The sequence below is a fragment of the Pseudomonas sp. FG47 genome, from assembly GCF_057809115.1.
Genome location: NZ_JBMDJI010000003.1, coordinates 1 through 11850 on the forward strand (window position 1 = coordinate 1; position 11850 = coordinate 11850).

The 11850-nt window shown below is 66.1% G+C and carries 8 protein-coding genes; 3 read left to right on the top strand and 5 right to left on the bottom strand.

All coding sequences use genetic code 11. The features are described from left to right. Positions 1 to 39 precede the first annotated feature (39 nt). The 3 genes from ACODS5_RS04295 to ACODS5_RS04305 all read right to left on the bottom strand — a co-directional run bounded on the left by ACODS5_RS04295 (position 40) and on the right by ACODS5_RS04305 (position 5752). On the bottom strand, positions 40 to 3186 hold the full coding sequence (locus tag ACODS5_RS04295) for a CusA/CzcA family heavy metal efflux RND transporter (RefSeq protein ID WP_489108025.1): 3147 nt from the start codon (positions 3184 to 3186) through the stop codon (positions 40 to 42). A gap of 15 nt (positions 3187 to 3201) precedes the next feature. Further along, complete coding sequence (locus ACODS5_RS04300) at positions 3202 to 4419, bottom strand: efflux RND transporter periplasmic adaptor subunit (protein WP_134692943.1); 1218 nt, start codon at positions 4417 to 4419, stop codon at positions 3202 to 3204. Positions 4420 to 4537: 118 nt separating this feature from the next. Then, the gene (locus tag ACODS5_RS04305) at positions 4538 to 5752 is read right to left on the bottom strand and encodes a TolC family protein (protein ID WP_489108026.1); all 1215 of its coding nucleotides are present in this window, start codon (positions 5750 to 5752) and stop codon (positions 4538 to 4540) included. A 245-nt stretch (positions 5753 to 5997) separates the two neighbouring features. Between ACODS5_RS04305 and aroQ the strand changes: the two genes are divergently transcribed. Beyond that, complete coding sequence (aroQ, locus tag ACODS5_RS04310; RefSeq protein ID WP_134692941.1) at positions 5998 to 6447, top strand: type II 3-dehydroquinate dehydratase; 450 nt, start codon at positions 5998 to 6000, stop codon at positions 6445 to 6447. Continuing rightward, positions 6444 to 7307, top strand: coding sequence for a shikimate dehydrogenase (locus ACODS5_RS04315; protein WP_134692940.1), 864 nt, complete (start codon positions 6444 to 6446; stop codon positions 7305 to 7307). Before aroQ ends, ACODS5_RS04315 begins: the two co-directional genes overlap by 4 nt. A gap of 42 nt (positions 7308 to 7349) precedes the next feature. Here ACODS5_RS04315 and ACODS5_RS04320 read toward each other — a convergent pair whose 3' ends face one another. Next, the gene (locus ACODS5_RS04320; RefSeq protein ID WP_134692939.1) at positions 7350 to 8012 is read right to left on the bottom strand and encodes a TetR/AcrR family transcriptional regulator; all 663 of its coding nucleotides are present in this window, start codon (positions 8010 to 8012) and stop codon (positions 7350 to 7352) included. A gap of 119 nt (positions 8013 to 8131) precedes the next feature. Next, complete coding sequence (gene quiC, locus ACODS5_RS04325) at positions 8132 to 10024, bottom strand: 3-dehydroshikimate dehydratase QuiC (protein WP_489108027.1); 1893 nt, start codon at positions 10022 to 10024, stop codon at positions 8132 to 8134. Positions 10025 to 10453: 429 nt separating this feature from the next. Between quiC and ACODS5_RS04330 the strand changes: the two genes are divergently transcribed. After that, a complete protein-coding gene (locus ACODS5_RS04330) occupies positions 10454 to 11827 on the top strand; it encodes an MFS transporter (RefSeq protein ID WP_489108028.1) in 1374 nt (457 codons plus the stop codon). Positions 11828 to 11850: the final 23 nt, after the last annotated feature.

Genomic DNA, 11850 nt, shown 5'->3' on the forward strand with positions numbered 1-11850 from the left:
CCCCCCCCCCCCCCCCCCCCCCCCCCCCGCGGCAGGGGCCTACGCTACCCCTGGCTCATCGCGCCGATGCGCCCACTGGTACAACGCCGGCAGCACCAGCAAGGTCAGCGCCGTCGACGACAGGATGCCGCCGATCACCACCGTCGCCAGCGGTCGCTGTACCTCGGCACCGGTACCGGTGGCAAGGGCCATCGGGATGAACCCCAGCGACGCCACCAGCGCGGTCATCAGCACTGGCCGCAAGCGGGTCAAGGCACCCTCCTCGACCGCGGCGCGCAGGCCACGCCCTTCCTCGCGCAGGTTGCGGATGAAGGCGATCATCACCAGGCCATTGAGCACCGCCACACCGCAAAGCGCGATAAAGCCCACGCCGGCGGAGATAGACAGCGGAATGTCGCGCAACCACAACGCCAGCACGCCCCCGGTGAGGGCGAAGGGAATGCCGGTGAACACCAGCAACCCGTCCTTGAGGTTGTTGAACATCATCAGCAGCAAGGCCATCACCAGCAGCAGCGACACCGGCACCACCACCCGCAGGCGCTCGGCTGCCGACTGCAACTGCTCGAACTGGCCACCCCAGCGGGTCCAGTAGCCAGGTGGGATCTGCACCTGGTCGATCAAGGCCTGCGACGCCTGCTCGACGAACGACCCCAGGTCACGCCCGCGCACGTTGGCGCTGACCACCACCACGCGCTTGCCATCCTCGCGGCTGATCTGGTTCGGGCCCAGCTCGAGGTTCAGCGTGGCCACCTGCGCCAACGGGATGAAACCGATCTGCGTCGCGCCGCTCGCGGCATTGGCGGGCACTGGGATCAGCAGACTGGACAGCCCATCGACATCGGTGCGCAGCGTTTCGGACAGACGCACCACCATGTCGAAGCGGCGGTCGCCCTCATACAGCGTGCCAGCGCTGCGCCCGCCCACGGCGATGGCGATGGCGTCCTGCACATCGCCCACGTTCAGGCCGTGGCGCGCAGCCTTGTCACGGTCGATATCGATGGTCAGCACCGGCAGGCCAGTGGTCTGCTCGACTTTCACCTCCGAAGCCCCCGGCACCTGCTGCAGGCTGGCGGCGATCTGCGCGGCGGTGCGGTTGAGCACCGCCATGTCATCACCGAACACCTTCACCGCGACATCGCTGCGCACCCCGGAAATCAACTCGTTGAAGCGCAGCTGGATCGGCTGCGACAGCTCGTAGTTGCTGCCCGGCACGCTGGCGGCGGCCTTTTGCACCTCGGCGATCAGCGCCTCGCGCGGCTTGCCCGGGTCCTGCCACTGCTCGCGCGGCTTGAGCATCACATAGGCGTCGGAGATGTTCGGTGGCATCGGATCGGAGGCGATCTCGGCGGTGCCGGTACGGGCAAATACGCGCTCGACCTCCGGCACCTGGGCGATAATGGTCTTTTCCAGGCGCTGTTGCATGTCCACCGACTGCGACAGGCTGGTGCCCGGCACGCGCAGGGCCTGCAAGGCGAAATCACCCTCGCTGAGGCTGGGGATGAACTCGCTGCCCATGCGGCTGGCCAGCACACCCGACAGCAGCACTACCAAGGCAGCCGCGGCGAACGCCAGGTTGCGCCGGCCCAACACCCAGTCCAGCACCGGCGCGTAACAGCCGCGGGCGGTGCGCATGACCACGCCCTCCTCCTCCTTGACCTTGCCAGTGACGAACAGGGCAAGCGCCGCCGGGACGAAGGTCACCGAGAGGATCATCGCCCCCAACAGCGCCATCACCACGGTGAACGCCATGGGATGGAACATCTTGCCCTCGACCCCGGTCAGGGCAAAGATCGGCAGGTACACCACCATGATGATCAACTGCCCGTAGATCAACGGCCGACGGGCCTCGCGAGCGGCGGCGAACACCTCGTGGAAGCGCTCGGCGCGGGTCAGCATGCGCCCGTGGCGCTGCTGGGCATGGGCCAGGCGGCGAATGGCGTTCTCGACGATCACCACTGCGCCGTCGACGATGATGCCGAAATCCAGCGCCCCCAGGCTCATCAGGTTGGCGCTGACCTTGTTGCTGAACATACCGGTGAAGGTGAACAGCATCGACAACGGGATGACCATGGCGGTGATCAGCGCCGCGCGGATATTGCCCAGGAACAGGAACAAGACGGCGATGACCAGGATCGCGCCTTCGATGAGGTTCTTCTTCACCGTGGCGATGGCCTTCTCGACCAGGTTGGTGCGGTCGTACACGGTAATCGCCACCACGCCCTTGGGCAGGCTGCGGTTGATTTCCTCGAGCTTGGCCGCCACCGCCTGGGACACCGTGCGGCTGTTCTCGCCAATCAGCATGAACACCGTGCCCAGCACCACCTCGCGGCCGTTCTCGGTGGCGGCGCCGGAGCGCAGTTCCTGGCCCAGGCCGACCTGGGCCACATGGCTGACGCGAATCGGCGCGCCATCGACGCTGGAGATGACGATGCTGGCGATGTCCTCGGCCGAAGCCACCTGGCCCGGCGCGCGAATCAGCAATTGCTCGCCGTTGCGTTCGATATAGCCCGCGCCGACGTTGGCGTTGTTGCGCTCCAGCGCGGCGATCAGGTCGTTGAGGGTCAGCTTGTAGGCTGCCAGGCGCTTGGGCTCCGGGGCGATCAGGTACTGCTTGGCGTGGCCGCCGATGCTATTGACCTCGGCCACGCCAGGCACATTGCGCAGCTGCGGCTTGATGATCCAGTCCTGGATCACCCGCAGGTCGGTGGCGGTATAGGGCGTGCCGTCGTCCTTCAGCGCCCCTTGCGTGGCCTCTACCGTCCACAGGAAGATCTCGCCAAGGCCGGTGGAGATCGGCCCCATGGCCGCCTCGATGCCCTCGGGCAACTGCTCGCGGGCCACCTGCAGGCGCTCGTTGACCAGTTGCCGGGCGAAGAAGATATCGGTGCCGTCATCGAAGATCACCGTTACCTGCGACAAGCCCGAGCGCGACAGCGAGCGGGTCTGCTTGAGGCCCGGCAACCCGGCCATGGCGGTCTCGATGGCGAAGGTGATGCGCTGCTCGGTCTCCAGCGGCGAATAGCCGGGCGCGGCGGTGTTGATCTGCACCTGCACGTTGGTGATGTCGGGCACCGCGTCGATGGGCAGTTTTTGGTAGCTGTGGATGCCCACGGCGGCCATCAGCACCACGGCGAGCATCACCACCAGGCGCTGCTCGATGGCGAACTGGATAAGGCGTTCGAACATGGAAGGCGTCCCCGGTCAGTGGCTGTGTTCGGCCGAGCCTTTGCCCAGCTCGGACTTGAGAACGAAGCTGCCAGCGGCGGCAACGACAGTGCCGGCGGCGAGCCCCTCGCGAATCTCCACCTGGCCACTGTCGCGGCGCCCGGGCTTGACCGGGCGGGCCTCGAAGCCCTGCTCGGTGCGGACGAACACCACGGTCTGCTCCTCCCAGGTCTGCAGGGCGCTTTGCGGCACCACCACGGCGGCGTCGAAGCGCTCGACGGTAACCGCGATATTGACGAACAAGCCCGGGCGCCAGGCGCCGTTGGGGTTGTTCAGGGTGGCGCGCACGGTCGCCGCACGGTTTTGCTCACCGAGCAGGCTGCCGACGTAATTCACCTTGCCCTGCACCTCGGCGCCGAGGTCCGGCGCGCTGACGCTGACGCCACGGCCACTGACCACCTTGTCCAGGTCTCGCGGGGCCACGGCGAAGGTGGCCCAGACCCGGCTCAGGTCGGACAGGGTGAAGGCGTTGCTGGTTTCGTCCACCACCTCGCCCACGGTCAGGTGCTTTTCCACCACCACCGCATCGAAGGGCGCGCGCAACTCGAAGCGGTTGCCCTGGCCGGCCGGGGCCACGGCGGCGACCTTCTGCCTGGCATTGGCGGCGGCGATCTCGGCCTCCTGCAAGGCCTGGCGGGCTTGCAGGTAGTCCTGCTCGGCGCTGATGCGCTCCTGCCACAGTCGCTGCTCGCGGCTGAAGGTCAGGCGGGCCAGCTCCAGGCGGCGCTGGGCGGCCTGCTGCTCGCTGCGCAGTTCGGAGATTTGCTGGCTGGCGATTACCGCCAGCACCTGGCCGCGTTTGACTGCCTGGCCGAGCTCGGCCTGCACCGACTCGACCACGCCCGGCACCCGAGGTACCACATGAGCGGTACGGTCCTCGTCAAAACGGATCTCGCCTGGGAAGCTGATGGCGGTGCCGAGGGTTCGCGGGCCGGCGGTGCTCAGTTGCACGCCGGCGGCCTGGATCTGCTCGGCGCTGAGGTGCAGCTTGCCCTCTTCCTCACCGTGATTTTCGCCCTCGCCTTCCGAGGCGCCATGGCCGTGGCCATCGTCCTGTTCTTCGGCATGGCCGTGGTCGTCTTGCTGGGCCTGGCCGCTGGAGGCCTGGCCGAGGGTGCCGGTCCAGGCCAGGCCACCCAGGCCGAGGGCGGCAATGGCGGCGGCGAGGATGGCGAGTTTGCGTGGGTTGGTCATTGTTGTTCCTGCTGGGAAGGGTCGTCAGTCGAATCGCCGGGGCCGCTGCGCGGCCCTTTCGCCGGCAAGCCGGCGCCTACGGAACCTGTAGGAGCTGGCTTGGCGGCGAACGAATGCATCAGCGGTCTACCGCCAGATCGCCGTAAATCCGCTCCACCTGCGCCCGCGCGGCGGTGGCCGCAGCCAGTGCGTCCAGATACAGCCCCCGCGCCTCGATCAGCGTGCGCTGCGCATCGAGTACATCGAGGAAGGCGAACTTGCCCATCTCGAAGCCACGGGTGGCGGTGTCCACCGCCTGCTGCGCCGACGGCAGGATGGTGCGGTCGTAGGCCTGCACCTCGCCCATGGCCGTGGCCCACTGGTCGAGGGCGCTGCGGGTCTCGCTGCGCAGGCGCAGATCGACGGCGTTGCGCAAGTCGCGGGCCTGGTCGCTGCGCCGCGCGGCGGCCAGCACGTTGCCCTGGTTGCGGTCGAACAACGGCAGCGGCATCGACAGCCCCACCACGTTGACCCGCTCGCGGTCCTCGCGGCTGTACTGGCTGCCCAGGCTGACGGTCAGGTTGGGGATCCGCTGGGCCTTTTCCGAGCCCAGGCCGGCCTCGCCTCGCTCGACCTGCGCCGCAGCCAGGCGCCAGTCGGCGGTCTGCTCGACCTTGGCCAGCAGCGGCTCGGCACGTGGCGCCGGGCCAGGCGAAAGGCTGGCGCTGTCGAGACGCTCGAAACCCACCTCGGCGCTGCCGGTCAGCCGTGCCAGGGCTTGCCAGGCAATGCTGCGTTCGGTCTGGGCGCGACGTACCGCCGCCTGGGCCTGGGCCAACTGAACCTGGGCACGGGTCGCTTCCACCGGCGAAGACTGGCCAGCCCGCACCCGCCCTTCCACCACCCGTAGCCCACGCTCAGTCAAGGCCTGGGACTGCTGCGCCAGTTCCAGCGCGGTCTGCGCGCGCAAGGCCGCATGAAACGCCTGGATCACATCGGCGCGCAGGCCGTTGCGCTGGCGCTCCAATTCAAGCCGGGCCACGGCCTGGCCGGCCTCGGCGACCTCGATGCGCGCGCCGCGCTTGCCGCCCAGTTCCAGGGCCTGGCTGAGGGTCACGGTGGTGGTGCTGGTGTTGCGCCGGGTGTCCTCGACCTCCCAGGACAGCTCGGGGTTGGGCAGCAACCCAGCCTGGCGGCGCTCGCCCTCGGCGATGCCGATTTCACGACCGACAGCGGCCAGTTCGGGGTTTTGCGCGAACGCGGCGCTGAGCGCCTGGTCCAGGCTCAGGCTCTGGGCGCTGGCGGGGCCAGCCAGGAGCAGGCAGAGCCAGGCGATCTTGCGGGGGATGGGCACGGCGGAAGTCCTCGTCGACAAGCGGCGGAATGCTTTGGCGTGGGACTTTAGGGAGCGCTGGTTATCGGGGCGGTGGCATGAACATTACAATTCTGTAATCGACACCAGACGCCGTGTAGGCGCCAACCTTGCAGACGGCTTCGATGTGCGATTATCGCCCGGATCTTGGGCGGCAGCATTTGACGAAACTAACCAGATAGTACAAATATCCAAGGCATCCAAAAACAACAAAGCGATGCCCCACCATGCCCCCCCGAATCCTCGTGCTCAACGGCCCCAACCTGAACTTGCTGGGCTGCCGCGAACCTATCCAATATGGCCAGCAAACCCTCGCCGACCTGGCCAGCCTGTGCGCCGCCAGCGCCCACGAACTGGGCCTTGAGCTGGAGTTTCGGCAGACCAACCACGAAGGCGAACTACTCGACTGGATCCATGCCGCCCGTGGCCGCTGCCACGGCATCGTCATCAACCCCGCCGCCTGGACCCACACATCGGTGGCCATCCGCGATGCCTTGCTCGCCGCCGAGCTGCCGGTGATCGAAGTGCACCTGTCCAACGTGCACAAACGCGAGCCGTTCCGGCATCTGTCGTTTGTCTCGGGGATCGCCGTCGGAGTGATCTGCGGCCTCGGCAGCCAGGGCTACGCCATGGCCCTGAGTTACTTGCGCCAGACCCTGAAGGAGCAAGCGGCATGAACAGCCAAGGCATCCTCGCCGGCCTGATCGGCCGTGGTATCCAGGCCTCGCGCACGCCAGCGCTGCACGAGCACGAGGGCGACGCGCAGGCCCTGCGCTATCTATACCGGCTGATCGACGCCGACCAGCTCGGGCTACCCGACAGCGCTCTGGCGCAGTTGCTCGAAGCGGCGCAACGCACAGGTTTTACCGGGCTGAACATCACCTTCCCGTTCAAGCAGGCGATCCTTGACCTGCTCGATGAGCTGTCGGACGAGGCGCGAGGCATCGGCGCGGTGAATACCGTGGTGCTACGCGATGGCAAGCGAATCGGCCACAACACCGACTGCCTGGGTTTTGCCGAGGGCTTTCGCCGGGGCTTGCCGGATGTCGCCAGGCGCCGGGTGGTGCAATTGGGCGCAGGTGGTGCTGGCGCGGCGGTTGCCCATGCGCTGCTCGGCGAAGGGGTCGAGCGGCTGCTGGTGTTCGAGGTGGACCTTGCCCGCGGGCAAGGGTTGGTCGATAACCTCCGCCAACGCTTTGGCAGTGGTCGGGCCATGCTTGGCAGCGACCTGGCGGGGGCCCTGGCCGAGGCCGATGGGCTGGTCAACACCACGCCGGTGGGCATGGCCAAGTTGCCAGGCACGCCCCTGCCGCCGGAACTGCTGCATGCCGGGTTGTGGGTGGCGGAGATCATCTACTTCCCGTTGCAAACCGAACTGCTGCGCCACGCCAGGGCGCTGGGCTGCCGCACCCTCGATGGCGGCAGCATGGCGGTGTTTCAGGCGGTCAAGGCGTTCGAGCTGTTCAGCGGCCGGGCAGCCGATGCCGGGCGCATGCAGGCGCATTTTGCCCACTTGCAGCAGCGTGGCGTCTTGTAGGCAACCTGGCGACGCGGTGGATGGCCGGCCTTGCTGACGGGCTCAGGCCTTGATGTAACGCATCACCGCCTCGCAGATCATCTGCTTGTGGCGGTTTTTGACCTGTTCATCGGCCAGGTCGATCTGGAAGATATCGCCAAAGGTGTGGCGATTGGACACCCGGTAGAAGCAGAACGAACTCATCAGCATATGCAGGTCGATGACCTCGATGCCAGGCCGGAACACGCCCTCCTCCACCCCGCGCGCCAGGGTTCGCCCCAAAGCCTGCAGCACCAGGCTGCTCATCTCGCGAATGACCGGCGACTGCTTGACGTACTCGCCGTAGTGAATGTTCTCGGTGCAGACGATGCGTACGAAATCGACGTTGCGGTCGTGGTGGTCGAAGGTGAATTCCACCAGCCGCTGGATTGCCTGCTCGGCCGGCAGCGATTCGAGCTCAAGGCTGTGCTCGGTCTTGCGAATGTCGCCGTAGAGCTTGACCAGACACTCGAGGTACAGCTGCTCCTTGCTGGCGAAGTAGTAGTAGATCATGCGCTTGGAGGTGGCGGTGCGCTCGGCGATGGCGTCGACCCGGGCACCGGCCAGGCCCTGCTGGACGAACTCGGTAATGGCGGCCTGGAGAATGTTCTCGCGGGTCTTTTCCGGGTTGTTCTTGCGCGATTTGCGCAGCCCTTCGACTTCGGGCTTGGCTACCGAATCACTCATACCGACTCACAGGCTCGTTTTGGGAATCCGGGCGATTATCCGTGAGCGCGGCGATGCAGGGAAGCGCGGTGTTGGCCGGCCCCAGCAGCGCAGGCGCCAGCCTTGCGGGCGAGCAGCGCCTAAGCGCTGCCCTTGCGTGCCTTGGCCATCGCCGCCAAGCGCACCGCCACGTTGGCCGCGCCATAGCCGGCATAGCCGCCCTTGCGCTGCAGGATCTCGAAGAAGAAGCGCCCCTCGAACGCCTCGGTATACACATGGAACAGCTCGCCGCCCTGGGCATCGCGGTCGTACAGCACGTTGTAATACGCCAACTCGCTGAGGAACTCGTCATCGAAGTCGAAGCGCGCCGCCAGGTCGTCGTAGTAGTTCAGCGGGATCTCCAGCAATGGCACGCCAGCATCCTTGGCCCGCGCCACTTCGCGGAAGACGTCTTCGCAGGCGAAAGCAACATGGTGCACGCCCGAGCCTCGATAACTGGACAAGGCGTGAGCAATCGCGGTATTGCGGTTCTCGGAAATGTTCAGCGGCACGCGCAGGCTGCCGCAGGGGCTGCGCAACGCGCGGCTCTTGACCAGGCCGTAAGGGTCGGGCAGCACCACTTCATCATCGGCGCTGAAGTCGAACAGGCTCTTGTAGAACAGCACCCAGCTGTCCAACGCCTCGGCCGGCAACGCCAGGGCCATATGGTCGATCCGCAGCAAACCGCCGCTAGCCTGGGCTTGGCCGTCCAGATGAAAGTCGCTGTGGTAGATACCCTGCCCTGCGCCCTGCGCTTGCACCAGGTACAACAGGCTGCCATCCGGCGCGCGCAGCGCCGGGATCTCGCGCTCGTTGGGGCCCACCAGCCCACGGAACGGCTGGCCACGGTAGGCCGTGGCGCGCTGCAGCGCCGCCTGGCCATCGCTGACCCGCAGCGCGGTGGCGCACAGCGATGGCCCATGGGCCTCGAAGAAGTTGTGGGCGAACGAATACGGTTCGGCATTGAGCACGATGTTGATATCGCCCTGGCGCAGCAGGCTCACTGCCTTGCTGCGGTGGCGGCCGGCAGTGGCGAACCCCAGACGCTTGAGCCAGCCCTGCAGACGCGCGCCGACGCTTTCGTCGACGGCGAACTCAAGGAACTCCACACCCTCGTAGCGGCTGGCCGCAGGCGGCGCGAACAGCAGGTCCGGCGCCAGGCTGCGCGCCTCGCGCCGCAGCTGCAGGCGGGTCTTTTCTTCCAGGTACAGCAATGAGCGCAGGCCGTCGGCCGCGGTCTGCCGGGCAGGCGCTGCGCGAAAGCCATCGTTGAAGATCTCCAGCGACAAGGGGCCCTGGTAACCGCTGGCCAGGATCGGCGCCAGAAAACCCGCCAAGTCCAACTCGCCCTGCCCTGGAAAACAGCGAAAATGCCGGCTCCATTCCAGCACGTCCATGGCCAGGATCGGCGCATCGGCCATCTGCACGAAGAAGATCTTCTCGCCGGGGATGTCGCCGATGGCCCCTGGGTCGCCCTTGAGCGACAAGGTGTGGAAGCTGTCGAGAATCACCCCCAGGGCCAGGTGGTCAGCCTGGCGCACGAGATTCCAGACCTGCTGGTAGGTGTTGACATGACGGCCCCAGGCCAGGGCCTCGTAGCCGATACGCAGACCGCGTGCGCCGGCGTGCTCGGCTAGAAGGCGCAAGTCGTCGACCAGCAGTTGCTCATCGCCCAGGGCATCGGCTTGCACATTGCTGCACAGCAGCACCAGGTCGGTGCCCAGTTCGTGCATCAGGTCGAACTTGCGCTCGGCGCGGTCCAGGTGCTTGCGCAAACGCTCGCGCGGGCAGCCTTCGAAGTCGCGAAACGGCTGGAACAGGCTGATGGCGATACCCAGGTCGGCACAGCGCTGGCGAATCTCGCGGGGGCTGCCGGCGTAATACAGCAGATCGTTTTCGAATATCTCGACGCCATCGAAGCCCGCGGCGGCGATGGCCTCGAGTTTTTCCGGCAGGGTGCCGCTCAAGGACACGGTTGCAATCGAACGCTGCATGGGGGAGTTCCTTGTTGTTAGGGAGGCCACTGGTGCCAGGGCTAGCCCGTATCCAGGAAAAATGGGGCGGATCTGGCACGTCGCGCCTGGCAGCATCGATTATTCGCAGGTAAAGTCGCCCTCGCAACGCACTTTGTACGGAACAGTTAGTTTTTGTTCGATTATCGAACAAAACCCCGTTTGGCGAATTGCTTCAGCAGCCCTCGTGCACAACCATGAACAGCAGCCGCAGGTCAGCCCGGTCGTTCGGCGGGCCCTGCGCTGCAACGCCCAACGTCACCACATAATAAGTTCAAGAAAACGGGTACCGACCTATGCACACCTTGCTCGCCCTACGCTGCGCAATGCCTCGTTCGTCTTCTCCTCATAGCCGCCGTTCGTGCCTCCAGCACTGACCCACCGGCCCCTGACAAGAACAACGGAGACAACATGGCCCACTCAAGCTCCCAAGCGCGCAAAGCTACTGCCAGCGGCTGGATCGGTTCTGCCCTGGAGTACTACGACTTCTTCATCTATGCCCAGGCCGCGGCGCTGATCTTCCCGCAGATCTTCTTCCCCTCCAGCGACCCGAAGATGGCCATCATCGCCTCGCTGGCCACCTACGGCGTCGGCTACCTGGCGCGCCCTGTCGGCGCCTTCGTGCTCGGCCACTGGGGTGATACCCGCGGGCGCAAGAACGTGCTGCTGCTGTGCATGTTCCTGATGGGCCTGTCGACCATGGCCGTCGGGCTGTTGCCCACCTACCACGACATCGGCCTGCTGGCCCCGGCGCTGCTGGTGGTGCTGCGACTGATCCAGGGCTTCGCCGTGGCCGGCGAGATTTCCGGGGCCAGCTCGATGATCATGGAACATGCGCCGTTCGGGCGCCGCGGCTATTACGCCAGCTTCACCCTGCAAGGCGTGCAGGCCGGCCAGGTGATGGCGGCGGCGGTGTTCCTGCCGTTGGCCTATTTCATGCCCAGCGCAGCGTTCAACGAATGGGGCTGGCGTATTCCCTTCCTGATGAGCGCGGTGGTGCTGATCGCCGGTTTCATCATTCGCAAGGAGGTGCACGAAACCCCGGCGTTCGTCCAGGAAGAGCAACAAGCCAAGGTGGTCAAGTCACCGATCAGCGAAGCGTTCCGCCACAGCTGGCGGCATATGCTGCTGGTGATGTTCATGGCCCTGATGAACGTGATCCCGGTGGTCGCCACCATCTTCGGCGCCGCGTACGCGGTACAACCCGCCTACGGCATCGGCTTCGACAAGAGCGTGTACCTGTGGATCCCGGTGGTGGGCAATATCGTCGCGGTGCTGGTGATTCCCTTCGTCGGCAACCTCTCCGACCGGATTGGCCGGCGCCCGACCATGATCGCCGGCTGCCTGGGTTCGGGGCTGCTGGCATTCGTCTACCTGTACGCGATCAGCATCCAGCACGTGCCGCTGGCATTCGCCGCCTCGATCATCATGTGGGGCATGGTCTACCAGGGGTACAACGCGGTGTTCCCCAGCTTCTACCCGGAGCTGTTCCACACCCGCCACCGGGTCTCGGCCATGGCCATCGCCCAGAACATCGGCACCATGATCACCGCCATGCTGCCAGCGCTGTTCGCCACCGTGGCGCCACCAGGGTCGGATAACATCCCGCTGGTGGTCGGTGGGCTGGCGTTCGTGATCACCTGCGTGTGTGCCTTCGCCGCCTACCTGGCGCCGGAAACACACCGCTTGGCGATGCAAGACCTGGGTAATCCGCACGCGCGGCCGATGGCGCGCGAGGCCTATGAGGCCAATCGCCAGGAGCAACTCAAAGCGCTCAGCCATTGAACTGACCGTGTGCGAACCAGGGG